Annotated in this window: 22 protein-coding genes and 1 other RNA gene; 5 read left to right on the top strand and 18 right to left on the bottom strand. The window is 61.4% G+C overall.

All coding sequences use genetic code 11. The annotated features are described in order from the left end of the window. The first annotated feature begins 1 nt into the window (after position 1). The 5 genes from HX792_RS04845 to HX792_RS04865 all read left to right on the top strand — a co-directional run bounded on the left by HX792_RS04845 (position 2) and on the right by HX792_RS04865 (position 6892). Positions 2 to 679 carry a heavy metal response regulator transcription factor gene (locus HX792_RS04845; RefSeq protein WP_176995026.1) on the top strand — a complete coding sequence of 226 codons (678 nt, stop codon included), beginning with the start codon at positions 2 to 4 and terminating at the stop codon, positions 677 to 679. Further along, a complete protein-coding gene (locus tag HX792_RS04850) occupies positions 669 to 2033 on the top strand; it encodes a heavy metal sensor histidine kinase (RefSeq protein WP_176995027.1) in 1365 nt (454 codons plus the stop codon). The genes HX792_RS04845 and HX792_RS04850 overlap by 11 nt, the downstream gene beginning before the upstream one ends. A 393-nt stretch (positions 2034 to 2426) precedes the next feature. Then, positions 2427 to 3749: an OprD family porin gene (locus tag HX792_RS04855; protein ID WP_176995028.1), complete on the top strand. Its 1323-nt coding sequence runs from the start codon at positions 2427 to 2429 to the stop codon at positions 3747 to 3749. Between the two features lie 76 nt (positions 3750 to 3825). Further along, positions 3826 to 5319, top strand: coding sequence for a sensor domain-containing diguanylate cyclase (locus HX792_RS04860; RefSeq protein WP_176995029.1), 1494 nt, complete (start codon positions 3826 to 3828; stop codon positions 5317 to 5319). Positions 5320 to 5395: 76 nt separating this feature from the next. Further along, positions 5396 to 6892, top strand: a complete 1497-nt coding sequence (locus HX792_RS04865; protein ID WP_176995030.1) for a sensor domain-containing diguanylate cyclase — start codon at positions 5396 to 5398, stop codon at positions 6890 to 6892. A gap of 203 nt (positions 6893 to 7095) precedes the next feature. Here the strand turns inward: HX792_RS04865 and lpxC are convergent, their stop codons facing one another. The 18 genes from lpxC to rsmI all read right to left on the bottom strand — a co-directional run bounded on the left by lpxC (position 7096) and on the right by rsmI (position 26637). Further along, positions 7096 to 8007, bottom strand: a complete 912-nt coding sequence (lpxC, locus tag HX792_RS04870; protein ID WP_003171886.1) for a UDP-3-O-acyl-N-acetylglucosamine deacetylase — start codon at positions 8005 to 8007, stop codon at positions 7096 to 7098. Between the two features lie 112 nt (positions 8008 to 8119). Then, positions 8120 to 9325, bottom strand: coding sequence for a cell division protein FtsZ (gene ftsZ / locus HX792_RS04875; RefSeq protein ID WP_046070969.1), 1206 nt, complete (start codon positions 9323 to 9325; stop codon positions 8120 to 8122). Positions 9326 to 9407: 82 nt separating this feature from the next. Then, positions 9408 to 10670, bottom strand: coding sequence for a cell division protein FtsA (gene ftsA / locus HX792_RS04880; protein ID WP_137199717.1), 1263 nt, complete (start codon positions 10668 to 10670; stop codon positions 9408 to 9410). A 15-nt stretch (positions 10671 to 10685) separates the two neighbouring features. Beyond that, positions 10686 to 11555, bottom strand: a complete 870-nt coding sequence (locus HX792_RS04885; RefSeq protein WP_176995031.1) for a cell division protein FtsQ/DivIB — start codon at positions 11553 to 11555, stop codon at positions 10686 to 10688. A 4-nt stretch (positions 11556 to 11559) separates the two neighbouring features. After that, positions 11560 to 12516 carry a D-alanine--D-alanine ligase gene (locus HX792_RS04890; protein ID WP_176995032.1) on the bottom strand — a complete coding sequence of 319 codons (957 nt, stop codon included), beginning with the start codon at positions 12514 to 12516 and terminating at the stop codon, positions 11560 to 11562. Next, positions 12513 to 13961 (bottom strand): UDP-N-acetylmuramate--L-alanine ligase, encoded by a 1449-nt coding sequence (murC, locus tag HX792_RS04895; protein ID WP_176995033.1) that lies wholly within the window; start codon positions 13959 to 13961, stop codon positions 12513 to 12515. The genes HX792_RS04890 and murC overlap by 4 nt, the downstream gene beginning before the upstream one ends. After that, entirely contained in the window at positions 13954 to 15024 is a 1071-nt protein-coding gene (gene murG, locus HX792_RS04900; RefSeq protein ID WP_176995034.1) for an undecaprenyldiphospho-muramoylpentapeptide beta-N-acetylglucosaminyltransferase, read from the bottom strand. The genes murC and murG overlap by 8 nt, the downstream gene beginning before the upstream one ends. Then, entirely contained in the window at positions 15014 to 16237 is a 1224-nt protein-coding gene (gene ftsW / locus HX792_RS04905) for a putative lipid II flippase FtsW (RefSeq protein WP_176995035.1), read from the bottom strand. Before ftsW ends, murG begins: the two co-directional genes overlap by 11 nt. Continuing rightward, positions 16234 to 17580 carry a UDP-N-acetylmuramoyl-L-alanine--D-glutamate ligase gene (murD, locus tag HX792_RS04910; protein WP_176995036.1) on the bottom strand — a complete coding sequence of 449 codons (1347 nt, stop codon included), beginning with the start codon at positions 17578 to 17580 and terminating at the stop codon, positions 16234 to 16236. The genes ftsW and murD overlap by 4 nt, the downstream gene beginning before the upstream one ends. A gap of 6 nt (positions 17581 to 17586) precedes the next feature. After that, on the bottom strand, positions 17587 to 18669 hold the full coding sequence (mraY, locus tag HX792_RS04915) for a phospho-N-acetylmuramoyl-pentapeptide-transferase (protein ID WP_123714635.1): 1083 nt from the start codon (positions 18667 to 18669) through the stop codon (positions 17587 to 17589). Beyond that, complete coding sequence (gene murF, locus HX792_RS04920; protein WP_176995037.1) at positions 18669 to 20039, bottom strand: UDP-N-acetylmuramoyl-tripeptide--D-alanyl-D-alanine ligase; 1371 nt, start codon at positions 20037 to 20039, stop codon at positions 18669 to 18671. Before murF ends, mraY begins: the two co-directional genes overlap by 1 nt. Continuing rightward, positions 20032 to 21495: a UDP-N-acetylmuramoyl-L-alanyl-D-glutamate--2,6-diaminopimelate ligase gene (locus HX792_RS04925; protein WP_176995038.1), complete on the bottom strand. Its 1464-nt coding sequence runs from the start codon at positions 21493 to 21495 to the stop codon at positions 20032 to 20034. The genes murF and HX792_RS04925 overlap by 8 nt, the downstream gene beginning before the upstream one ends. Next, positions 21495 to 23237 (bottom strand): penicillin-binding protein 2, encoded by a 1743-nt coding sequence (locus HX792_RS04930; RefSeq protein WP_176995252.1) that lies wholly within the window; start codon positions 23235 to 23237, stop codon positions 21495 to 21497. The genes HX792_RS04925 and HX792_RS04930 overlap by 1 nt, the downstream gene beginning before the upstream one ends. Beyond that, on the bottom strand, positions 23237 to 23530 hold the full coding sequence (gene ftsL / locus HX792_RS04935; RefSeq protein ID WP_003188663.1) for a cell division protein FtsL: 294 nt from the start codon (positions 23528 to 23530) through the stop codon (positions 23237 to 23239). Before ftsL ends, HX792_RS04930 begins: the two co-directional genes overlap by 1 nt. Beyond that, entirely contained in the window at positions 23527 to 24474 is a 948-nt protein-coding gene (rsmH, locus tag HX792_RS04940; RefSeq protein WP_371319325.1) for a 16S rRNA (cytosine(1402)-N(4))-methyltransferase RsmH, read from the bottom strand. The genes ftsL and rsmH overlap by 4 nt, the downstream gene beginning before the upstream one ends. Then, positions 24471 to 24926, bottom strand: a complete 456-nt coding sequence (gene mraZ, locus HX792_RS04945; protein WP_004371993.1) for a division/cell wall cluster transcriptional repressor MraZ — start codon at positions 24924 to 24926, stop codon at positions 24471 to 24473. Before mraZ ends, rsmH begins: the two co-directional genes overlap by 4 nt. 355 nt (positions 24927 to 25281) lie before the next feature. Next, positions 25282 to 25635: RNase P RNA component class A (gene rnpB / locus HX792_RS04950), an RNA gene on the bottom strand. 96 nt (positions 25636 to 25731) lie between these two features. Continuing rightward, entirely contained in the window at positions 25732 to 26637 is a 906-nt protein-coding gene (gene rsmI, locus HX792_RS04955) for a 16S rRNA (cytidine(1402)-2'-O)-methyltransferase (protein WP_176995039.1), read from the bottom strand. Between the last annotated feature and the right edge of the window lie 84 nt (positions 26638 to 26721).

A 26721-nucleotide genomic window follows, 5' to 3' on the forward strand; every position in this document is an offset into this window, starting at 1 on the left:
CATGCGCGTCCTGATTATTGAAGATGAAGAAAAAACCGCGGACTACCTGCACCGCGGCCTGACCGAGCAAGGCTACACCGTCGATGTGGCCCGTGAGGGCGTCGAGGGTTTGCACCTGGCGCTGGAGAACGATTACGCCGTGATCGTGCTCGACGTGATGCTGCCGGGCCTCGATGGCTTTGGTGTGCTGCGCGCCTTGCGTGCACGCAAGCAGACGCCGGTGATCATGCTCACCGCCCGCGAGCGCGTCGAAGACCGCATTCGCGGCCTGCGTGAGGGCGCCGATGACTACCTGGGCAAACCGTTTTCGTTCCTGGAACTGGTGGCGCGCCTGCAGGCGTTGACCCGGCGCAGCGGCGGCCATGAGCCGGTGCAGGTGACCGTCGCCGACCTGTGGATCGACCTGATCAGCCGCAAGGCCAGCCGCAACGGCCTGCGCCTGGACCTGACGGCCAAGGAGTTCTCGCTGCTCAGCGTGTTGGCGCGGCGCCAGGGTGAAATCCTGTCCAAGACCGCCATCGCGGAAATGGTCTGGGACATCAATTTCGACAGCGACGCCAATGTGGTCGAAGTCGCGATCAAACGCCTGCGCGCCAAGCTCGACGGGCCGTTCGAGCAGAAACTGCTGCACACCATTCGCGGCATGGGTTATGTGCTGGAGAGCCGAAGTGTCGTCTAACTCCATCGCCCTGCGCCTGAGCGGCATGTTCACGCTGGTGGCGCTGTTGATCTTCATGCTGATCGGCGGCGCGCTGTACCAGCAAGTGGACCGTGGCCTGGGGTTGTTGCCGGGTGCCGAATTGGACGCGCGCTACAGCGTGCTGGAGTCGTCGGTGAACCGCTTCGGCACGCCGGACCATTGGGCAAAGATCACCGCCAAGCTCAAGCTGCTCGGCGAAGAAGACAAGCGCATCCGCTTCTGGGTGGTGAGCAGTGACCCGACGTACGAGTACGGCAACCCCGACGCCCAGATCCGCGCATTCGCCGAAGGGCCGACCGGCAAGCGCGACCTGCGCCTGCCCGGGCATGAGTACCCGTTCAAGGTGCTGCTGAGCCAGTTCCCGGCGAAGGAACAACGCCCGCCCCTGCGCTTCATGATCGCCATCGACACCGAGAACTTCCGCGCCACCCAGCACCAACTGCTGATGGCCTTGATCGGCCTGGCCTGTATCGGCGTAGCGCTTGCGGCGCTGCTGGGGTTCTGGGTCTCGCGCATCGGCCTCAAGCCACTGGGCAAACTCTCGGACGAAGCGCAGAAGCTCGCCCCGCCCAAACTGTCCGGGCGCCTGCACTTGTCGCCGCTGCCGCCGGAACTGAGCCAGTTCGTCAACTCGTTCAACTCCACCCTCGACCGCGTGGAACAAGCCTACTCACGCCTTGAATCGTTCAATGCCGACGTGGCCCACGAACTGCGCTCGCCGCTGACCAACCTGATCGGCCAGACCCAGGTGGCGCTGACACGTGGGCGCTCGGCCGAGCACTACTTCGAAGTACTGCAATCGAACCTTGAAGAATTGGAACGCCTGCGTTCGATCATCAACGACATGCTGTTCCTCGCCAGCGCCGACCAGGGCAGCAAGGCCACCAAGCTGATCGAAAGCTCCCTGGCCGATGAAGTGGCAACCACCCTCGATTACCTGGACTTCATCCTCGAAGACGCCCAGGTCAAAGTGCGCGTACGTGGGGATGCCTTGGTCCATATCGAAAAAGCCCACCTGCGCCGTGCATTGATCAACCTGCTGAGCAACGCGGTGCAGCACACCGCGCCCGGGCGGGTCATCGAAGTGAACATTGAAGTGCAGGATCATCAGGTGGCAATCGGGGTCACCAACCCGGGTGACGAGATTGCCAGCGAGCATTTGCCGCGTCTGTTCGAGCGCTTCTATCGGGTGGATGCCTCGCGCAGCAACAGCGGCGCCAACCACGGCCTGGGGCTGGCCATCGTCAAGGCGATTGCGCTGATGCATGGCGGGGATGTGTTTGTGCGCAGTGATGGCGGCGGCAATACCTTTGGCATCACCCTGCCCGTATAGCCCCAAAACACCTTGGCCCAAATGTGGGAGCTGGCTTGCCTGCGATGGCGGTGTTGAATTCACCGACGCTATCGCAGGCAAGCCAGCTCCCACATTTGGATCGCGGTGTATCAGGTAAGCCCTCCACGTCTCTAACTGTTGCGATTTGGGCAACAGTAATTATCTTGTTACACTCTGTATCGCACCGCTCACCTGCGTTAATTTGACGCACCGATGAGCGAGACGGCAAGGCAGCTTCCCGCTCACCCGAATTCCCCTCGACTTATTTCCAGGGCTCTACACTGGGAATCTGTTCAAAGCCGCTGACTTCAGCGGCTTTTTTTTGCCGTAAAAAAGGCCAGGCACACCCCCACGACATTGGCCGTTTTTGATTGACCCAAAGGAGCTCCACCGGTGAAGAACTCGCTGACGTTCACCCCGCTATTCCTCGCTATTGCAGCAACGATTGCCCCTCTTGCCCACGCGGCAGACTCCACCCCCGCCGACGGTTTCGTCGAAGGCGCCCACCTCACGATCAACACCCGCAACTACTACATGAACCGCGACCGTCGCGACATCCACACCGATGACAGCAAGGAATGGGGCCAGGGCTTTCTCGGCACCTTCGAATCCGGCTACACCCAGGGCACCGTCGGCTTTGGCCTGGACGCCCACGCCATGCTCGGCCTCAAGCTTGACGGCGGTGGCGGCACCGACGGTTCCAGCATCCTGCCCGTGGGCTCGGGCAACGGCAAAGCCCCGGGGTCGTTTTCGACCGCAGGCGGCACGCTGAAAATGCGCGCGTTTGACACCGAATTGAAAGCCGGCGACCTGTTCCTCAACAACCCGGTGATCGCTGGCGGCATGACCCGCATGTTGCCGCAGACGTTCCGCGGTGTGAGCCTGACCAACCACAGTTTCGATGGCTGGATGTTCGAAGGCGGCCAGGCCAGCTTCACCAAGCTCTACAACCAGAGCGGCCACCGTCGCATCGGCACCAGCTACGGCACCCTGCCAGACCACGCCGACAGCCAGCACCTGGACTGGGCCGGCGTGTCCTTCAGCGGCATTCCAGGCCTGACCAGCAACCTGTATGCGTCCGAACTCAAAGATGTGTGGCACCAGTACTACTACGACCTGGACTACACCTACGCCCTGAACGACCTGGTCAGCCTCAACCCAGGCCTGCACTACTACCACACCCAGGACACCGGGCAATCGCTGCTGGGCGCGATCAACAACAACACCTACAGCCTGCATTTCACCGTGGGCGTGGGCAACCACAGCGTTACCGCCGCCTACCAGCGGGTGAACGGCAACACGCCGTTCGACTACATCACCCAGGGCGACAGCATCTACCTGGACAACTCCCAGCAGTACTCGGACTTCAACGGCCCCAACGAGCGCTCCTGGAAACTCAAATACGCTTATGACTTTGCCGGCCTCGGCCTGCCCGGCCTGACGTCTGCCGTGTCCTACATCAGCGGCAAGACCGACCTGACCAAAGTCGACCCCAATAGCCGTGGCTACAGCGCCTGGTACAGCGCCGATGGCAAGGATGCCAAGCATTGGGAACGCGACATTGACCTGAAATATGTGGTGCAGGGCGGCAAGGCCAAGGACCTGGCGGTACGCCTGCAATGGGCGACCAACCGGGGTGGCAATGGCTACTCGGCGGTGGACCGGGACGTGGACGAATACCGGGTGATCGTGGACTACCCGATCAACGTATTCTGATTTCCTGTTAACCAATCATTTAATTTTCATCGCGCAGCACTAAACTGCCAGCATCTACTCCGTTGAAGTCTGCGCGATGAGTCAACCCCGTACTCGTAACCTGCCCTCCCGCTCAGAGCTGTTGCTGATGTTGGGCAGTGGCTTCACCGTCCTCCTGATCGTGATCATCGTGACTGCCCTGCTCAGCCGCGAACATGCCAGCACCCTGCTGGCCGCCAAGCGATCGACCACCAACATTACCCAACTGATCAATGCCGATGTGCTGCGCAACGTCGAACTCTACGACCTGGCGCTGCAAGGGTTGATCGCCGCCACCACGCGCAATGACCTTGCGCATGTGTCAGCCGATATTCAGCATCTGGTGCAGTTTGATCAATCCACCGCCGCGCCCTTCAAGGGCGAAGTGCTGTTGCTGGATGCCAACGGTGCGGTCATCGCCGACTCCTCGACGCTGCACCCGACACCGCGCAATTTCGCCAATCGTGATTACTTCCTGGCCCACCAGAACAACAGCCAGGTTGGGCTGTTCATCAGTCGCCCGTTCAAGATTCGCTGCGATTGCGACCAGGTGTGGCGCATTGCATTCAGCCGCCGAGTGTCGGGGCCCAATGGCGAGTTTGCCGGCGTCGCGGTGGCGACCATGCGCCTGGCGTACTTCGATCAACTGTTCAACCGGCTCACCATCGGCAATGGCAGCTCGGTGAACCTGCTGAACACCCACGGCATTCTCCTGGCCCAGCAACCGCTGCTGGAACGCGACATGATCGACAAGGACCTGAGTGATCGGCCCAACTTCAAGCGCATGCTGCACGAAGGTGAAGGGAGTTTTCGCGCGATCTCATCCCTGTCGGGTACAGAACGCCTGTACACGTTCAGCAACGTTGGCGAGCTGCCTTTGATCGTGGTGGTGGCACTGGCCAGCGAGGATGTATTCGCACCCTGGCAACGCGCCGCGCTGCTGACCAGCGGCGCCACCGGCGTACTGTGCATTGGTCTGTTGTGGCTGGCCTGGATGTTGCGCCGGGAGTTGCGCCGTCGCCATCGTGCCGAACAAGTGCTGTCGGAACTGGCCGCCACCGACGCCCTCACCGGCCTGGCGAACCGCCGAACCCTGGATGATCGCCTGCGCCTGGAATGGGACCGCGCACAGCGTTCGACCGAGCCGCTGACCCTGCTGATGATCGATGTGGACCACTTCAAGGCGTTCAATGACCGCCACGGTCATCACGGTGGCGACGCGGCACTGCGCACGGTGGCCCAGGTGATCGGCAGCAATATCCGTCGCCCCGCCGACCTGGCTGCCCGCTATGGCGGCGAGGAGTTTGCGGTGGTGCTGCCCGATACCGACGCCAAGGGCGCCCGGGTCATTGCCGAACACATCCGCAGCAGCATCGAGCTTCTGCCCCGCGTGGCCGGCGCCGACCGGCCGATCACGGTGAGTATCGGCATGAGCACCTGGCATAAACGCAACCGCCAACCGCTCGAGGCGCTGTTGCTCAGTGCCGACCAGGCGCTGTACGAGGCCAAGCACAGCGGGCGCAACCGGGTGGCAGAGGCCGGCGCTTGCTGAATGGGACCATTGGCGTTACCCGGCAAGGTGATTCAAGGGCTACGCTATGGGCATCCTTGCAGCAGAAGTACGCCCGATGAGCCCAAGCCTGCCCCGCCCTACACGTCGCCCGGAACGCTTGCTGATCCTGGGCAGCGTCCTCACGGTGCTGCTGATCGTGGCGATCGTGACGGCCCTGCTGGTCCGCGAACACGCCAACACCCTGCAGACCGCCAAGCGCACGGCGAACAACATCACCCAATTGATCGATGCCGATGTGCTGCGCAATGTCGAGCTGTACGACATGGCCATCAAGGGCCTGATCGCCGCCACCGAGCGCAATGACCTGCAAGGCGTCTCCGCGAGTATTCGCCACCTGGTGCTGTTCGACCGCTCCGCTGCTGCGCCCTACAAGGGCGACATCTTGCTGCTGGACGCCAATGGCGAGGTGATTGCCGACTCTTCGCTGCTGACGCCCAAGACCGGTAACTTCGCCGACCGGGATTATTTCCAGGTGCACCGGGCAACGCCCGATATCGGCCTGTACATCAGCCGCCCATTCATGGCGCGGTGTATCTGCGATGACCAATGGCGCATCGCGTTCAGCCGGCGTATCTCGTCAGCGGATGGGCACTTCCAGGGCGTCGCGGTGGCATCCATGCGGCTCTCATACTTCCACCAGTTGTTCAGCAGCCTGAACATCGGCAGCAACAGCACCATCAACCTGATCAATCACCAGGGCATCCTGCTGGCGCAGCAACCGATGCTGGAGCTGGACATGGTCGACAAGGACCTCAGCCAGCGCCCGAACGTGGCACGCATGCTCAAGGAACGCGACGGCAGCTTCCAGGGCATCTCCAGCGTTGACCGGCAGGAGCGGCTGTACACCTTTTCCACCGTGGGCACCTTGCCGTTGATCGTGGCGGTGGCGCTGTCCAGCGATGAAGTATTCGCCCAATGGAAGCGCGCCGCCGTGCTGATCAGCCTGGCCACCGGGGTGTTGTGTGCGGGGCTGTTGTGGCTGACGTGGATGTTGAGCAAGGAACTGCGCCGCCGCCATCGCGCCGAACAGGTGCTGTCAGAACTGGCAGCCACCGACGCCCTGACCGGCCTGGCGAACCGCCGCACCCTTGATCAACGCATGCGCCTGGAATGGGACCGGGCACAGCGCTCAACCGAACCGCTGACCCTGCTGATGATCGATGTGGACCACTTCAAGGCCTTCAACGACCGCCATGGTCATCATGGCGGTGATGAGGCATTGCGCAGCGTCGCCCAAGTGATCGGCGACAACATCCGCCGCCCTGCCGACCTGGCGGCGCGCTATGGCGGAGAGGAATTCGCGGTGGTGCTGCCACATACCGATGCCAAGGGCGCCTGGGTGATTGCCGAACACATTCGCTGCAGCGTCGAGCGACTGCCCCGGATGGCGGGTGATGCGCAGCCGATCACGGTGAGCATTGGCATGAGCACCTGGAACAAGCGCAGCCGTGTGTCGCTGGAGGCGCTGTTGTTGAGTGCCGACCAGGCGCTGTATGAGGCCAAGCACGCGGGGCGTAATCGGATCGTGGATGCTGCGGCACTAGAGCCTTAAGCAGACTTCAAGTCTTGTGAAATCAAATGTGGGAGCGGGCTTGCCCGCGAAAGCGGAGTGTCAGGCAACAAATGTGTAGCTGACACGTTGCCTTCGCGGGCAAGCCCGCTCCCACATTTTTGATCTTCATAAGCCTGAACTGCAGGCATAAAAAAAGGCCACCCGAAGGTGGCCTTTCAAAACTAAAGAAAGAGAGTTGTTACTTACACCGCCGCAACGGGACGCATGTAAGAGATCGGTGCGGTGCTGGCATCTTCGAAGGTCACGACTTCCCAAGCGTCTGTCTGCTCAATCAACTTGCGCAGCAGCTGGTTGTTAAGGGCGTGGCCCGACTTGAAGCCTTTGAACTCGCCTATCAGGCTATTGCCCAGCAGGTAGAGGTCACCGATTGCATCGAGGATCTTGTGCTTCACGAATTCGTCTTCGTAGCGAAGGCCGTCTTCGTTCAGTACACCATCCGCGTCGACCACGATGGCGTTTTCAACGCTGCCGCCGAGTGCGAGGTTGTGCTTGCGCAGGTACTCGATGTCACTCATGAAACCAAAGGTACGGGCGCGGCTGACTTCTTTTACGAACGAAGTGCTGGAAAAATCCACGCTTGCACTTTGGGTGCGGTCACGGAATACCGGGTGATCGAAATCGATCTCAAAGCTCACTTTAAAGCCTTCGAACGGGACGAAGGTGGCGCGCTTGTCGCCGTCTTCTACTGTCACTTCCCGCAGAATGCGAATGAACTTCTTGGCTGCGTCCTGTTCTTCCAGGCCGGCAGATTGAATCAAGAATACGAAGGGTCCAGCGCTGCCATCCATGATCGGGACTTCGGACGCGGAGAGCTCGACGTAGGCGTTATCGATGCCCAGGCCAGCCATGGCCGAGAGCAAGTGCTCCACCGTGTCCACTTTGACGTCACCGTTGACCAATGTGGTCGACATCGTGGTTTCGCCAACGTTTTCCGCGCGAGCAGGAATCTGCACCACAGGGTCCAGGTCGGCACGAACAAACACGATGCCGGTGTCGACAGGTGCAGGCTTGAGGGTCAGGTATACCTTCTCCCCGGAGTGCAGACCTACACCTGTGGCACGGATAATATTCTTCAGGGTGCGTTGTTTAATCATGGCTTGGACCGCTTGAGCGCAAATTGCGAACTGGTATCAACAAAGGCTGGCGATAATAGCAGACCAGACCTTTGCTGAACACCAATCACCTTCATAGCCCTGATACATTCCATTAATCGGCCTGACGACGCAAGAATGCCGGGATGTCCAGATAGTCCAGATCATCTTGCGGATTCGGGCTACGGGACGCGGCAGCACCGGCCTGAGCCTGGTTGCGCATCACGGTCGGACGGTCCAGGTCACGGTAGTTCACCGACGGCAGTTCCTGGCGCGCAGGCGCTGGAGCGGCAGCCGCTTGGCTGGCGTGGCTGGCTTGGCTGTTGTGCAGGGTGTTATCGATGACCTTCACAGGCTTCTCGATTTTTGCACCCAGGCCGGTCGCAACCACGGTGACGTGCAGCTCGTCGCGCATGTCCGGATCGATCACGGTACCGACTTTGACCATGGCGTGCTCGGAAGCAAAGGCTTCGATGATGCTACCCACGTCGGAGTACTCACCCAGGGACAGGTCAGGACCGGCGGTGATGTTCACCAGGATGCCGCGTGCACCTTGCAGGTTCACGTCTTCGAGCAACGGGTTGCGGATGGCCGCTTCAGTGGCTTCACGTGCACGGTTCGGACCGCTGGCGCAGCCAGTGCCCATCATCGCCATGCCCATTTCGCTCATGACAGTACGTACGTCGGCAAAGTCGACGTTGATCATGCCTGGGCGCTTGATGATGTCGGAGATACCGCGAACGGCACCGGCCAGTACATCGTCAGCCTTGGCAAAAGCGGACAGCAGGCTTGCGTCCTTGCCCAGGATGGTCAGCAGCTTCTCGTTGGGAATGGTGATCAACGAGTCGACGCTTTCAGACAGCAGACGGATGCCTTCGTCGGCGATCTGCATGCGCTTGCGACCTTCGAACGGGAACGGACGGGTCACGACAGCAACCGTCAGAATGCCCATTTCCTTGGCCACTTCGGCAATGATCGGCGCAGCACCGGTTCCGGTACCACCGCCCATGCCCGTGGTGATGAACACCATGTTGGTGCCTTGCAGCACTTCAGCAATACGCTCGCGGTCTTCCAGGGCGGCTTGACGGCCGACTTCCGGGTTCGCGCCAGCACCGAGGCCCTTGGTCACAGCGGTGCCCAATTGCAGGATGGTCCGCGCGCCGATGCTTTTCAGCGCCTGGGCATCAGTGTTGGCGCAGATGAATTCAACGCCTTCAATGTTGCTCTTGACCATGTGGTTGACAGCGTTGCCGCCGCCACCGCCGACACCGATCACTTTGATGACCGGGCTTGCGGGGATGTTGTCTACGAGTTCGAACATGTTCCCTCTCCTTTCATTTCTCTAGTTTTTTCGCCTACTGCTTACAACGGTGTTGCGGTGTGTCGGTGTTGCGGTAAATCGCTTAGAAGTTGCCCTTGACCCAGGCCTGCAAACGCTCGAACAACGGCGCTTTCGCCTCGTCGTCGCTGCGGTAGCTGTCTCGGATGCTCGGGCCCGACAGGGAAATGCCGTCGGTCTGCTTTTGCAGCCCGTACAACAGCAAGCCCACGCCAGTGGAATAAATCGGGTTGCGCACCACGTCGCCAAGGCCTTTGACGCCATGGGGCACGCCCAGGCGAACCGGCATGTGGAAGATTTCCTCGGCCAGTTCGACCGCGCCTTCCATCTTCGAGGTGCCACCGGTCAGCACGATGCCGGCCGGGATCAAATCTTCGTAGCCGCTGCGGCGCAGTTCCGCCTGGATCAGGGTGAACAGCTCGTCGTAGCGCGGCTCGACCACCTCGGCCAGGGCCTGGCGCGACAGCTCGCGCGGAGGACGGTCGCCCACGCTTGGCACCTTGATGGTCTCGCCGGCACCGGCCAGCTTGGCCAGGGCGCAGGCGTAGCGGATCTTGATTTCTTCGGCGTACTGGGTAGGTGTGCGCAACGCCATGGCGATGTCGTTGGTCACCTGGTCGCCGGCAATCGGGATCACGGCGGTGTGACGGATCGCACCCTCGGTGAAGATCGCGATGTCGGTGGTGCCGCCGCCGATGTCCACCAGGCACACGCCCAGTTCTTTTTCGTCGTCGGTCAGTACCGAGTAAGCCGAGGCCAACTGCTCGAGAATGATGTCGTCGATTTCCAGGCCGCAGCGGCGCACGCATTTTTCAATGTTCTGCGCGGCGTTGACGGCGCAGGTCACTACGTGGACCTTGGCTTCCAGACGTACGCCCGACATGCCCAGGGGCTCGCGAACGCCTTCCTGGTTGTCGATCACGTAGTCCTGCGGCAGGGTGTGCAGCACGCGCTGGTCAGCCGGGATCGCCACGGCCTGGGCGGCGTCGAGGACGCGCTCCAGGTCGGCCGAGCTGACTTCGCGGTCGCGAATCGCCACGATGCCGTGGGAGTTCAGGCTGCGGATATGGTTGCCCGCCACGCCGACGAACGCCGAGTGGATCCGGCAACCGGCCATCAGCTGCGCTTCTTCAATGGCGCGCTGGATCGATTGCACGGTGGACTCGATGTTCACCACCACGCCCTTCTTCAGGCCCCGGGACGGATGCGTGCCAATACCGACGATTTCGATCGTGCCGTCTTCCCCGACCTCGCCGACCAGCGCCACCACCTTGGAGGTGCCGATATCGAGACCGACGATCATTTTGCCGCTTTGCACGTTTGCCATGGGTCCTGCCTCTTCTTAATTCTTCGCGACAGCGGGTTGGGCTGCCGTGGGCGCAGCCGGTTCACGCCAGCCGACGGCAAGGCCGTTGGCGTAACGCAGGTCGACGCTCGCAATGTTCGTAATCTGTTCTTTCAAGGTCTTGTCATAGATGGCAATGAAGCGGCGCATCTTTTCCACCAAGCGGTCGCGTCCCAGCAACAACTGGATGCCCGGGCCGGAACTGCCTGCCCCGGTCGTCAAAAACCAGCTACCCCGTTCACGCAGTTCCAGGCGTGCAATGGAGAAGCCCAGCGGCCGCAGCATCTGGCTCAGGGCCTGGTACTGCTGCATCACTTGCTGCTGCGCCCGCTGCGGCCCGAACAGCTGCGGCAGGTGCTCGTAATTGGCCAGCTCACGCGGCGTAAACGCCTGGCCCTGGTTGTTCAACAGCGCTTCGTCACCCCAGCGGGCCACGGGCAGTTGTTCTTCCAGGCGGATCGTCACCTGGTCCGGCCATACGCGGCGGACTTCGGCGTGGGCGATCCACGGCATCTGCTCCAACTCCGAGCGCATGCCGGCCAGGTCGATGGTGAAGAAGCTCGCCGCCAAGTACGGGCCGATGCGCTGTTGCACGGCTTGCTGGCTGATGTAGCTCAAGTCGCCCTGCACGCTGATCTTGGTGATCGGCCGGTCGGCATACGGCAACAGACGCTGCGCGCCCTCGTAGGTTCCGAAGCCCAACACCACCAGCAGCACCGGCCAGAACAGCGCCTTGAGGAAACCAAAATTGGCTTTCGGCAGGCGCGCCGACATCGGCTCTTTAGCCACCATCCGGCTGGCACCCCGGGGCACCGGCTTGCGGCTCGGTGCTTGTGGGGGCTGATGACGAAGCGATGCGCCGTTCATGTGCTTAGCCTCGAGGCTCAATGCTGGCTGCAAGGATCGCCAGCACCAACTGCTGGAAGTCCAAACCGGCGGCACGAGCTGCCATAGGAACCAGGCTGTGGTCGGTCATCCCTGGCGCGGTGTTGACTTCCAGGAACCAGAAATTCCCTTGGTCATCCTGCATCACGTCTGCCCGCGCCCAACCGGCGATACCCAGCGCCTCACAGGCTTTCGCCGTGAGGTCCATCAATTCCTGTTCTTTGGTTGCGTCAAGGCCGCACGGGATCCGGTACTGGGTATCGGAAGCCAGGTACTTGGCGTCGTAGTCGTAAAAGGTGTGGGGCGTGCCCAATGCGATAGGCGGCAATACCTGGCCACGCAGGGTGGCGATGGTGTACTCGGGACCGGAAATCCACTGTTCCACCAACACTTGCGAATCGTAGGTACTTGCCGCTTTCCATGCGTCGATCAATTCGGCGGCCGAGTTCACTTTAGCCATGCCGATACTGGAGCCTTCATGGGCAGGTTTGACGATCAAAGGCAGGCCCAGTTCCTTGGCTGCAGAAATACAATCGTCTTCGCTGCACAGAACACTGTGACGCGGGGTTGGAATGCCCAGGCTGTGCCATACCTGCTTGGTGCGCAGCTTGTCCATCGCCAGTGCCGACGCAAGAATGCCGCTGCCGGTGTAAGGGATGCCAGCGCATTCCAGCAGGCCTTGCATGCTGCCGTCTTCACCGCCACGGCCGTGGAGAATGATGAAGGCGCGGTCGATCTTCTCAGCCTGCAGACGAGCGAGGAAATCATCGCCTACGTCGATGCCGAAGGCGTTCACGCCGGCGCTTAGCAGGGCTTCAAGCACGGCATTGCCGGACTTGAGCGACACTTCGCGCTCAGCGCTCTTGCCGCCGAACAGCACGGCTACGCGGCCGAAGTCAGCAGGCGAAACAGTCGAAAACAGGGAGGCGTAGTCAGTGATCATTTCGACGCTCCCTTTTCAGCCGCGGCGAACAGCGGGCTCGCCAGCAATTTAGGCGCAAGGCCACCAATGTCACCGGCACCCTGGCACAGCAGGATGTCGCCGGCACGCAGCAGCGGTTTGACCAGCGGCGCCAGGTCCACACCCCGCTCGATGTAGATCGGGTCCAACTGGCCACGCTGACGGATGCTGTTGCACAGCTTGCGGCTGTCGGCGCCCGGGATCGGTTCTTCACCGGCCGGGTACACCTCCATCAGCAGCAGTACGTTGGCATCGGCCAATACATTGACGAAATCGTCGTACAGATCGCGGGTACGGCTGTAGCGGTGCGGCTGGTAGACCATCACCAGGCGGCGCTCAGGCCAGCCACCGCGCACGGCCTTGATCACAGCGGCGACTTCGGTCGGGTGGTGACCGTAGTCGTCCACCAACATCACGTCGCCGCCTTCTACCGGCAGTTGGCCGTAGACCTGGAAGCGACGGCCCACGCCGGCAAAGCGCGACAGGCCTTCAACGATGGCCTCATCGCTGACGCCTTCGTCGGACGCGATGCAGATGGTCGCGAGGGAATTGAGCACGTTGTGGTTGCCCGGCATGTTCACCGAAACATCCAGCGGTTCGCGGTCCGGGCGCAGCACGGTGAAGAAGGTCTGCATGCCTTCCTGGCGCACATTGATGGCGCGCACATCGGCGTCTTCACTGAAGCCATAGGTCACGGTCGGACGCTTGACCAGCGGCAGGATCTCGCGCACCACCGGGTCGTCCAGGCACACCACGGCCAGGCCGTAGAACGGCAGGTTGTGGAGGAATTCGACGAAGGTTTTCTTCAACTTGTTGAAGTCACCGTCGTAGGTGGCCATGTGGTCTTCGTCGATGTTGGTGACCACAGCGACCAGCGGTTGCAGGTGCAGGAAGCTGGCGTCACTTTCATCGGCTTCGGCGATCAGGTAGCGGCTAGTGCCAAGCTGGGCATTGGTGCCGGCTGCATTCAGGCGGCCACCGATCACGAACGTCGGGTCCAGGCCACCGGCCGCGAACACCGAAGCGATCAGGCTGGTGGTGGTGGTTTTGCCGTGGGTACCGGCCACGGCAATACCGTGGCGATAACGCATCAGTTCGGCCAACATCTCGGCGCGAGGCACCACGGGAATGCGACGCTCAAGGGCAGTGGCCACTTCCGGGTTGGAGGTGTTCACGGCGCTGGACACCACCAGCACGTCGGCCTCGGCAGCGTTCTCGGCGCGGTGGCCGATGAAGATCTGCGCGCCAAAGGTTTTCAGGCGGTCAGTGACCGGCGACTCTTTCAAGTCGGAGCCGGACACCTGGTAGCCCAGGTTCAGCAAGACTTCGGCGATACCGCACATGCCCACGCCGCCGATGCCGACGAAGTGGATACGACGGATGCGGCGCATCTCGGGTTGCGGCATGGCTTTCTGATTCTCAACCATGGGCCACCTCCAGGCAGATATCGACCACGGTGCGGGTTGCGTCAGGTTTGGCCAGGCGGCTTGCGGTGCTCGCCATGCTGTTGAGTCGTTCCGGTTGCATCAAAACCTCGGTCAGGCGTGCGGCCAAATCGGCGGCGCCAGTCGTTCTTTGCGGCAGCAGGAAGGCAGCGCCCTCCCCGGCCAAATATTCGGCGTTGCGGGTCTGGTGATCGTCGATGGCATGGGGCAGAGGCACCAGCAAGGACGGCAGACCGGCGGCAGCCAGTTCACTGACGGTCAGCGCACCGGAGCGGCAGACCACCAGGTCGGCCCAGCCATAGGCTTGGGCCATGTCTTTGATGAAGGGCTGTACGTTCGCCTCCACACCGGCCTCGCGATAACGCGTGGCGGTGACTTCACCGTGGTGCTTGCCAGCCTGATGAAAGACTTCCGGACGCAATTCCACCGGGAGTTGCGCCAGCGCTTCGGGCAGCAATTTGTTCAAGGGCTCGGAGCCCAGGCTGCCGCCCATGATCAGCAGGTGCGCCTTGCGCCCGGCCAACGCGTCACGGGCGATGTCCATAAACAGTTCAGTGCGCACCGGGTTGCCGGTGGTGCGCAGTTTGTCGGATGCGCCAAAGGTCTTCGGGAAGGCCTCGCACACCCGGGCGGCCAAGGGCACCAACAGGCGGTTGGCGGTACCGGCCACGGCGTTCTGCTCGTGAACGATCACCGGCACGCCGGCAAGCTTGGCGGCAACACCACCCGGCCCGGTCACGTAACCACCAAAACCAAGCACACACACAGGCTTCAATTCACGGATGACCTTGCGCGCCTGCCACACCGCCTTGAGCAACACGAACGGTGCTTTAAGCAGGGACAACTTGCTCTTGCCGCGCAGGCCAGAAACATTGATCAGGTGCAGCGGCAAACCGGCATTGGGCACCAGCTCGTTTTCAATGCCACGGGGTGTACCCAGCCAGTGCACGGTGTAGCCACGGCTCTGGAATTCCCGCGCACACGCCAGGGCCGGGAACACGTGGCCCCCGGTGCCGCCGGCCATGATCAGCACATTAGCGCCCATGGGTCGGCTCCTCGGCGAAGTCGCTTTCGCTGAACTCCATCTCTTCGCTGCCCAGGTGGGTTCGACTCTCCCACTCGATGCGCAGCAACAAGCCCAGGCACGCGCAGCAGATCACCAACGAACTGCCGCCGTAACTGAGGAACGGCAAGGTCAGGCCCTTGGTCGGCAGCAGGCCGACGTTCACACCGATGTTGATCAGGAACTGGCCGATCCACAGGAACGACAAGCCGTATGCCACATACGCGGCGAAATACTGTTTGGCCTTCTCGGCCCACAAGCCGATGTACATGCCACGCACACACACGAATACGAACAGTGCGACGGTGCACAGCGAACCGACCACGCCGAGCTCTTCGGCGAGCACCGAGAACACGAAGTCGGTGTGCGCTTCCGGCAGGTAGAACTGCTTCTGTACGCTGTTGCCCAAGCCCACGCCCAGCCACTCGCCGCGACCGAAGGCGATCAACGCCTGGGTCAACTGGTAGCCAGAACCGAACTGGTCGGACCATGGGTCGGTAAAGGTGATCAGACGAGCCATCCGGTAGGGTTGCGCCTGGACCAGAATGGTCACGGCCGCCACCGCCAGCACCACCATCAAGGTGAAGCGGAACAGGCCCACGCCGCCGAGGAACAGCATCGCCGCCGCAGCGCCCATCATCACGACGGTGGCACCGAAGTCGGGCTCCATCAGCAACAGGCCGGCCATGGGCAGCAGCACGATGAACGGCTTGAAGAAGCCCATCCAGCTTTCGCGCACTTCTTTCTGGCGACGCACCAGGTAACCGGCCAGGTAGATCACCACGAACACCTTGGCGATTTCCGATGGCTGTACGTTGAACGCGCCGAAGCCGATCCAGCGCATCGAACCGTTCACCTCGCGCCCGATGCCGGGCAGGATCACCATGATCAGCAAGCCAAACGCACCGATCAGCATCAACCAGCCCAGGCGTTGCCAGGTGGCGATTGGGATCATCATGGTGACGATGCACGTGCCGAGGCCGATCACCAGGTACACCAGGTGACGGATCATCATGTACAGGGTGTTGCCCGACTGCACCGCGGCCACTTCGGACGACGCCGAGGTGATCATCACCAGGCCCAGGCCCAGCAGCGCGAGGCAACCGGCGAGCATCGGGAAATCCAGGTCGATGCCACGGCCAGTAATGATCGGCGACGGGTAGGGCTTGATGATGTTACGGAAGTTGATACTCATGCCAAGGCCTCCACGCCGCGGGCGAACAGCTGGCCGCGCTCTTCGTAGTTCTTGAACATGTCGAAACTGGCGCACGCCGGCGACAGCAACACGGCATCGCCGGGCTGGGCCAGGGCGTGGCACTGGGCGATGGCATCGTCCAGGGAGGTGGCACGTACCTGAGGCACGCCGTCACCGAGGGCGGCGGCGATCAGGTCGGAGTCACGGCCTATCAGCACCACGGCGCGGCACTGAGCAGCCACCGGGCCTTTAAGGTCTTTGAAGTCGGCGCCTTTGCCGTCACCACCGAGGATCAGCACCAGCTTGCCTTCGATATCGGCACCCAGGCCTTCGATAGCGGCCAATGCAGCACCGACGTTGGTGGCCTTGGAGTCGTTGTAGTAGCTCACGCCGTTCAAGTCGCGCACCCACTGGCAACGGTGCTCAAGCCCGGCGAAGGTGCGCAGGCTCGACAACATGGCATCGAACGGCAGGCCCACGGCATGCCCCAGCGCCAACGCCGCCAGGGCATTGGACTGGTTATGCGCGCCACGGATCTTCAGCTCGCGCACGGGCATCAGGTTCTGGAATTCGAAGGCCAGGTATTTCTCGCCGTTCTCTTCACGAATGCCAAAGGCTTTGAAATCGGGTTTGCCCAGGCCAAAGGTCCAGCACGGCAGGCCTTCGCCCATCAGCGGACGGCTCAGGGCATCCTGGCGGTTGACCACCACTTGCCTGGCACCCCGGAAGATCCGGTGCTTGGCCAGGTGATACGCCGGCAGGCCGCTGTAGCGGTCCATGTGGTCTTCACTCACGTTCAGCACGGTCGCCACTTCGGCGCCGAGGTCGTGGGTGGTTTCCAGCTGGAAGCTCGACAGCTCCATCACGTACAGCTCGACATCGTCGCTGAGCAGGTCCAGCGCCGGGGTGCCAAGGTTGCCGCCCACGGCCACGCGCTTGCCGGCCGCAGCCGCCATCTCGCCGACCAGGGTGGTCACGGTGCTTTTCGCGTTGGAGCCGCTGATGGCCACGATCGGCGCCTTCGCGTTACGCGCGAACAGGTCGATGTCGCCGGACAGCTTCACGCCACGGGCCGCAGCGGCTTGCAGGGCCGGTGTCGCCAGGGCCAGGCCGGGGCTCACGTAGAGCTCATCGGCGCGGCACAGAAACTCGACATCCAGCTCGCCACAACGCACTTCCACGTGCGGGTAGTCACGGCGCAGCGTGACCAGCTCCGGTGGATTTTCCCGCGTGTCGGCCACGGCAAACGACGTGCCCCGGGTCGCCAGGAAGCGAACCAGGGACATGCCGCTCTTGCCGAGGCCGACAACGATGCGGAAGTGGTCTGAAGCGATCAGGGACACTCGTTTCTACCTCAGTTTCAGGGTGGCAAGGCCGATCAGCACCAGAATCACGGTGATGATCCAGAAGCGGACGATCACGCGTGGCTCGGGCCAGCCCTTGAGTTCAAAGTGGTGGTGAATCGGCGCCATGCGGAATACGCGGCGCCCGGTCAGTTTGAAAGAGGCCACCTGGATGACCACCGACAGGGTTTCCATCACGAACACACCGCCCATGATGAACAGCACGATTTCCTGGCGAACGATCACCGCGATGGTGCCCAGGGCCGCGCCCAGCGCCAGTGCGCCGACGTCACCCATGAAGACTTGTGCCGGGTAGGTGTTGAACCACAGGAAACCCAGGCCGGCACCGATCAGCGCGCCGCAGAACACGATCAACTCACCTGCGCCCGGTACGTAGGGGATCAGCAGGTATTCAGCGAATTTCACGTTACCCGACAGGTAGCAGAAGATGCCGAGCGCGCCGCCCACCATCACCGTCGGCATGATCGCCAGGCCGTCGAGGCCGTCAGTCAGGTTGACCGCGTTGCTGGAGCCCACGATCACGAAATAGGTCAGCACCACGAAGCCGATGCCCAGTGGAATGCTGGCGTCCTTGAGCATCGGGATGATCAAGGTGGTTTCAACCGCGCTTGGCGCCGTGGTGTAGAGGAAGATCGCTGCGGCCAGGCCGAACACCGACTGCCAGAAATATTTCCAGCGGCTCGGCAGGCCCTTGGAGTTTTTCTCGATCACTTTGCGGTAGTCATCGACCCAGCCGATGGCGCCGAACAACAGGGTCACCAGCAGCACCACCCACACGTAGCGGTTGTGCAGGTCGGCCCACAGCAGGGTGCTGATACCAATGGACGACAGGATCAACGCACCGCCCATGGTCGGAGTGCCGGATTTGGACAGGTGAGACTGCGGGCCGTCATTGCGAACCGATTGACCAATTTGCAGGTTCTGCAGGGTGCGGATCATCCACGGCCCCAGGAACAGCGACAGAGACAGCGCGGTCAGCACACCCAGGATCCCGCGCAGGGTCAGGTACTGAAAGACCGCGAAGCCTTTGTAGAACTGTTGCAGATACTCAGCCAGCAGCAGCAGCATTAATGTTTCTCCGTACTTGAACCACACAAGGCCGCGACGACGTTTTCCATCACCGCGCTGCGCGATCCCTTGATCAAAATGGTTGTCTGTTTGTCTTGTTCAGCCGCGACCAGCGCCTGGATCAGCTCGGCCTGGCTCGCAAAATGCCGCGCGCCGAGGCCGAAGGCGTCGACGGCATGGGCCATGTTCGTGCCGACGGCGTACAGTGCGTCGACTTTGCCAGCGGCGTAGGCACCCACTTCGCGGTGCCCTTGCTCGGCCCAATCACCCAGCTCGCCGATGTCACCCAGCACCAGCACTTTGCGCCCGGCAAAGGTCTTGAGCAGGTCAACGGCGGCATTGATCGAGGACGGGTTGGCGTTGTAAGTGTCATCAATGACGCGCATGCCATTGCTGGCCAGTTGCGCGACGGTGCGCCCCTTGACCGGCTGCACGGCGCCCAAGCCTGTGGCGATGCCGAACAGCGACACGCCCAAGGCGTAAGCCGCAGCCGCAGCCGCCAAGGCGTTGGCGACGTTGTGATTGCCCAGCAGGTTCAACTGCACGTGCTCGCTGCCTTGCGGGGTATGCAAGGTGAAAGACGGGCAACCACGGGCATCCACGGTGATATTGGAGGCATGGAAATCGGCGGCAGCGTTGAGCACGGCAAAGGTCAGAACCTTGCGCCCGGCTGCACGTACACGCCAGGTTTCGAAGGCCTTGTCGTCCAGGTTAAGTACAGCGGTGCCCGACGCATCAAGGCCTTCGAGAATTTCACCCTTGGCCTCGACGATCTTTTCCGGGCCACCGAACTCACCCACGTGGGCGGTGCCGGCATTGTTGATGATTGCCACGTGAGGCTTGGTCAACGCCACGGTGTAGGCAATTTCGCCGATACGCGAAGCACCCAGCTCGATGACGGCCGCCGTGTGTTCCGGGGCCAGTTCGAGCAGGGTCAGCGGTGCGCCGAAATCATTGTTCAGGTTGCCACGGGTGGCGAGTACCGGCCCGCGCGTACGCAGGACACCGGCAAGCAGTTCCTTGACGGTGGTCTTGCCACTGGAACCGGTAACGGCGGCCACCGGCTTGTCAAAGGCGGCGCGGTTGAGCGCGCCCAGTTGACCCAGGGCCAAACGGGTATCGGCCACCAGCAACTGCGGCAAGGAGGAATCTGCCACTTCACGCTGCACCAAGGCACCCACGGCACCTTTGGCCGCAACGTCATTCAGGTAGTCGTGACCATCGAAACGCGGGCCGGCCAGTGCCACAAACAGCTGGCCCGGCTTGATGTTGCGACTGTCGATACTGACGCCGTCGAAGCTGCAATCGCTCGACTGCGCACGGGCCGACAGGGCCCCGGTCAGTTCGCTGAATGTCATCGCTTTAAGCATGGGCGACCTCCCAGGCGGTCAAGGCGTGATCGGCCTCTACCAGGTCGGAGAAGGCATGACGCTCGCCGTTGATTTCCTGATAGTCCTCGTGACCTTTCCCGGCCAGTACCACCACATCGTCAGCACTGGCGCTGGCGATCAATTGGGCGATGGCAGCACCGCGGCCGGCAACGAAGGTCGCGTGGGAGGCGTCTTTGAAGCCGACACGGATGTCATCGAAAATCTGGCTCGGGTCTTCGCTGCGCGGGTTGTCGTCGGTGACGAGCACACCGTCGGCCAGGCGCTCGACAATCTCGGCCATCAGCGGACGCTTGCCGCGATCGCGATCACCGCCGCAGCCGAACAGGCACAGGAGCTTGCCCTTGGCGTGTGGGCGCAGGGCGACCAAGACTTTTTCCAGGGCGTCCGGGGTGTGGGCGTAATCGACCACCACCAGTGGCTGCTTGCCGCCGCCCAGGCGCTGCATGCGACCTACCGGGCCTTCCAGCTTCGGCAGGACACGCAGGATTTCGTCCAGGGCGTAATCCAGGCCGAGCAAGGCGCCGATGGCCGCCAGGGTGTTGCTCAGGTTGAAGCGACCGAGCAAGGTGCTGCGCAAATGATGTTCGCCCTGCGGCGTTACCAGGGTAGCGAGCACACCCTCGTCATTGAAGTGCGCATCACGGCAATACAGGTACGCACTGGAATCTTCCAGGCTGTAGCTGATCAGGCGCGACTCGCGGTCTTCGGCAGCCAGTTGGCGGCCAAATTCGTCATCCAGGTTCACCACGCGGCACTTGAGGTCATTCCAGGCAAACAGCTTGGCCTTCTCGGCAGCGTAGGCCTCCATGGTGCCGTGGTAATCCAGGTGATCGCGGGACAGGTTGGTCATCACTGCCACATCAAAGGCCAGCGCCGCAACGCGCCCCTGATGCAAGCCGTGGGACGACACTTCCATGGCAACCGCCTTGGCACCGGCCTTTTTCAGGTCAGCCAGGGTCGCTTGCACGGCAATCGGGTTTGGCGTGGTGTGCAGGCCGCTTTGCAGCGCGCCATAGAAGCCAGTGCCCAAGGTGCCGACGATGCCACAGTGCTGACCCAGCAGATCAAGGGCCTGGGCGATCAATTGGGTCACGCTGGTCTTGCCGTTGGTGCCGGTGACGCCGACCAGATTCAGCTGGCGACTCGGGTCGCCATAAAAACGCCCGGCGATATCCGACAGTTGTGCAGCCAGGCCCTTGACCGGAATCAACGGCACGTCAGTGATCGGCAGTACGGTGGCGCCTTCCACTTCATATGCTACGGCAGCGGCACCGCGCTGCAACGCGTCGGCGATGTGCGCGCGACCATCAACTTTACCGCCGGGTACCGCCAGGAACAGGTCACCGGCGCGTACGTTACGGCTGTCCAGGCTCAACTCGCGAATCAGCAGATCACGACCGGCGTGGGCAAAAATCTTATTTAGGCTAAGAGACATCAGCCGCGCCCTCCATTGGCTTTTGCAGCAGCGGCCGGTGGTCCGGCGTTCGCTTGTTGGGTCGGCGGCAGGTTGTCCGGCGTGATGTTCATCAGGCGCAGGGTGCCGGACATCACTTTGCTGAACACCGGCGCCGATACCAGGCCACCGAAGTAGCCCGCTTTACTGGGTTCATCGATCACGACGACGATGGCATAGCGTGGGTCGCTCATCGGGCCGAAGCCGGCGAACAGCGAACGGTAGGAGTTCTCGGCGTAACCCTTGGTGCCCACCGACGTCTTACGCGCAGTACCCGACTTGCCCGCAACGTGATACGCCGGCACCTGGGCACGGAACACACCGCGTGGCGCTTCGATCACTTGTTGCAGCATGCCCTGCATGGTCTTGGCGACGTTTTCCGGAATCACCTGGGTCGATTTCGGTGCTTCGTCAACATGGATCAGGCTCAGGGGAACCATGCGGCCATTGTTCGCCAGTACCGAGAAGGCGTGAGCCAGTTGAATCGCGGTCACCGACAGGCCGTAGCCGTAGGACAGCGTGGCGGTCTCGGCTTTTTTCCAGTCGCGGTAGTTCGGCAGGTTGCCGACGCGCTCACCCGGGAAATCGAGGCCGGTGGGTTGGCCCAGGCCGATTTTTTGCGCCAGGTGGTAGATGGTCTCGCCGCCGATATCGAAGGCGACTTTACTCATGCCCACGTTACTGGAGTTGATCAGGATACCTGTCAGATCCAACACCGGGCCTTCGGTACGCGATACGTCACGAATGGTGTATTTGCCCAACTGCAGGGTGCCTGGGTACACCTCGACTTTGTCGCTGGGTTTCCAGCGGCCGGTTTCGAGGGCGGCGCTCATGGAGATGGCTTTCATGGTCGAACCCGGCTCGAACACGTCGATCATGGCGCGGTTACGCATCATCGCCGGCTGCAGGTTGCGACGGTTGTTCGGGTTGTAGGTCGGCTGGTTGACCATGGCCAGAATCTCGCCGGTCTTCACGTCCATGATCACCAGGCTGCCGGCCTTGGCGCCGTTCTCGATGATCGCGTTACGCAGCTCGCGGTTGGCCAGGTATTGCAGGCGCAGGTCAATCGACAACGCCAAGGGCTTACCGGCCTTGGCGTTTTTGGTGACTTGGACATCCTTGATCAGTCTGCCGCGCCGATCCTTGATGACTTGCCGTTTGCCGGGAACCCCGGCGAGCCATTCATCGTAGGCCAGCTCCACCCCTTCGCGACCGTGGTCATCGATGTCGGTAAAGCCGACCATGTGGGCGGTGGTTTCACCGGCCGGGTAGAAACGACGGAATTCCTCGATGCCATAGACACCGGGGACTTTAAGGTCGAGCACTTGCTGGCCTTGCTCGGGGGTCAGCCCACGAACGAGATAGATGAATTCTTTGTTGGCCTGAGCTTCCAGACGCTCGGCGAGTGCCTTAGGGTCCTGGCCAAGGGCGGCAGCCAGTTCTGGCCACTTGTCCTTGGCCACCTGCAATTCCTTGGCGTTGGCCCACAGGGTCGTCACCGGGGTACTGACGGCCAGGGGCTCGCCGTTACGGTCGGTGATGAGGCCGCGGTGCGCAGGAATAGGAATATGACGCAGGCTACGGGCATCGCCCTGGCCGATCAGGAAGTCGCGGTCGACCACTTGCAGGTCGATGATGCGCCAGGCAATCGCGCCCACCATCAGCGCGAGCAAGCCCAGCACTACGCGGAAGCGCCATGGGTAGAGTGCGCCTTCAAGTTTCATCATGGCGCCACCATGCGGACTTCGGCAGCGCCCGGGATGTGCATTTTCAGCTGTTCGGTGGCCAGCACTTCGATACGGCTGTGGGCCGTCCAGGTGCTTTGCTCGAGGATCAACCGACCCCATTCCGCTTGCGCCTTGTCACGCACACTCAATTCCCCATACAGGGTATTGAGCAACTGACGGTTCCAGTGGGCGCTGTAGGACACCGCAATCGCGGACACCAGCACGCCGACAAACAGCAGCAACATGAAGAAGCTGCCGCCCGGGAGGGGCTTGGCGAAAAGCTTGCTCACCGCAACTTCTCCGCGACACGCATGACAGCGCTACGGGAACGTGGGTTGGCCTTGAGTTCGGCTTCGGAAGCGAACTGCGCTTTGCCATGGATTTTGATTTTCGGCACAAAGGCTTCGAAACGTACCGGCAGGTTGCGCGGCAGGTTGTCGGACTCGCCCTTGACCAGACGACGCATGAACAGTTTGACGATGCGGTCTTCCAGGGAGTGGAAGCTGATCACCACGAGGCGACCGCCCACTTCCAGCGACTCGAGGGCAGCTTCGAGGCCAGCCTCCAGATCGCCCAATTCGTTGTTGACGTGAATGCGCAGGCCCTGAAACGCACGGGTCGCCGGGTTCTTGCCTTTTTCCCACGCTGGGTTGGCGACCTTCAGCACTTCGGCCAGGTCGGCGGTGCGCTCAAACGGCTGGATCTCGCGGCGTTCGACCACGGCACGGGCCATGCGGCCGGCGAAGCGTTCTTCACCGTATTCCTTGAAGACGCGGGCGATTTCTTCCACCGGCGCGGTGGCGATGAACTGTGCAGCACTGATGCCCCGGGTGGGGTCCATGCGCATGTCGAGCGGACCGTCGTTCATGAAACTGAAGCCGCGCTCCGGGTCATCGAGCTGTGGCGAAGACACGCCAAGATCGAGCAGAACCCCGGCCACCTTGCCTGCCATGCCACGTTCGGCCACTTCGGCGCCCAGCTCGGCAAAGCTGCGCTGCACAACGACAAAGCGGCCGTCTTCGGCCGCTAGCGCTTGCCCGGTGGCAATCGCTTGAGGGTCTTTGTCGAACCCGAGGAGTTTGCCGTCGGACCCGAGCTGGCTGAGTATCAACCGGCTGTGCCCACCCCTGCCGAAGGTGCCATCCAAATAGCAGCCATCCGCGCGTACGGCGAGAGCCTCAACGGCTTCGTCAAGCAGTACGGTGATGTGGTTAAAGCCGCTATCAATAGTCACAGGATCAAATCACGCAGTTCATCAGGCATGGCGCCCGGTTGTTGAATAGCAGCCAGGTCCGCTGCAGACACAGCATCCCAGGCATCTTCGTCCCACAATTGGAACTTGTTCAGTTGGCCCACCAGCATTGCGCGCTTATCCAGCCTGGCGTACTCGCGCAAACGCGGCGGCACCAGGAAACGACCACTGCCATCGAGCTCGAGGTCGACGGCATTACCAATCAGCAAACGCTGGAGGCGGCGGTTTTCTTCACGCAATGAAGGCAGCGCGCGCAACTTGGTTTCAATCAACTCCCACTCATCGAGGGGGTAAACACACAAACAAGGGTCAACGGCATCAATGGTGATGATTAACTGTCCGGAACTTCGCGAAATGAGCTCGTCACGATACCGGCTCGGCATGGCGAGACGGCCTTTTGCATCGAGACTGATAGCGTTAGCTCCGCGAAACACAGATGCGTTTCTCCAAATTCTAGCGTTTTACGTTCAAAAAACCCACTTTGTGCCACTTTCCGCCACTTGCGCACACTATAGGAATGCGCCCACCACACCGTCAAGGCGCGGATTCAAGGAAAAGCCTTACAGAACGGAGATTTAGGAGCGTAAAAGGAGGAGAAACCAGAGTTCGGCGATGTTTTTGGCCCAGCAAGCGCAAATAGCTCAAAGAGCTATGACTTAAAGTTAAAGTGATTTATTAAGAGTAAGATCTTTTTGGTATTACGAAGATGCATCTGCCAATGATTCGGCAGGGAGGGATTCTTGCGTTACTACCGGGTTTCTGCTCGAGATTCGGACAGAAGGAAAAAAGGTGGAGAGTCGATCTATAAGCCGGGTTCTGTCTTGAACAGTCATTCGTCTACGATGGCCATCACTGGACATCTTTAGCAACCTACCCGGTCCCAGCGCGGGCCACGCCTTGGGACCCTATTTGGTCTTGCTCCAAGTGGGGTTTACCTAGCCACGAACTGTTGCCAGTCGTGCGGTGCGCTCTTACCGCACCTTTTCACCCTTACCGGCACCGAAGTGCTTAGGCGGTTATTTTCTGTGGCACTTTCCGTAGGCTCACGCCTCCCAGGCATTACCTGGCACTTCGCCCTATGGAGCCCGGACTTTCCTCCCCCCCCTAATTTTCATAGAGGGCAGCGACTGTCCAATCGACTCTCCGCCGCGCAGGTTAACGGCACGGCGGACTTAGGACAAGTAATAAAAGTTCAGATTGGCCATCACGTTCAGACGGAATACCGGTTTAACGCCGGAACTATTCGCCTTTTTGTTTATCCAGCGCAGCTTGATATAAGAGATTCTTGCGCACACCGGTAATTTCCGCTGCCAACGCTGCTGCTCTTTTAAGCGGCATCTCCGCGAGCAATAGATCCAGGATACGCATGGCCTCGCTGCCGACCGCGTCTTCATTCTCGGGAGCGGCCCAGCCCGCCACCAGCACCACACACTCGCCACGCTGCTGGTTGCTGTCCCCCTCGACAAAGGCCCGCAGCTCTTCAAGCGGCAGGCCTTTAAGGGTCTCGAAGGTCTTCGTCAATTCGCGCGCCAGCAACGCCAGGCGCTCACCCCCGAACACCAACTCCATGTCCCGCAGGCATTCAAGGATGCGATGGGGGGCTTCGTAGAAGATCAGGGTGCGCGGTTCTTCCTTCAACGCCTGCAGGCGAGCACGCCGCCCCACCGCCTTGGCTGGCAGGAAACCTTCAAAGATAAAGCGGTCCGAAGGCAACCCCGCTGCCGATAACGCGGCAATCAGTGCGCACGCTCCCGGAACAGGCACTACATTGATACCAGCGGCCCGCGCCTGGCGAACCAGGTGGTAGCCCGGGTCGGAGATCAGCGGCGTGCCCGCATCGGAGATCAACGCCACATCGTCACCGGCCAACAGGCGCACGATAAAGCGGCTGCCTTCTTCACGCTCGTTGTGTTCGTGACAGGCAGCTAATGGCGTGCTGATACCAAAATGCTGCATCAGGCGTTGAGAGTGACGGGTGTCTTCGGCCGCGATCAATTTTACGTCGCGCAACACTTTCAGCGCCCGGGCACTGATGTCGTCCAGGTTGCCAATGGGCGTCGCCACGACAAAAAGCGAGCCAGCAGTGGAATTCAAAGGACCTGGAGCAGTCAAAACGCACACCTCGATGGTTGGCAAAAGCGCCATTGTAGCGCGTAGATGAATTGAAAATATGCCATCACGGCCGATGCCTTTTCAGCCGCCGATCGCCAATAGCAACATTTGCACGAC

It is taken from the genome of Pseudomonas sp. B6002 (genome assembly GCF_013385985.1).
GTDB lineage: Bacteria > Pseudomonadota > Gammaproteobacteria > Pseudomonadales > Pseudomonadaceae > Aquipseudomonas.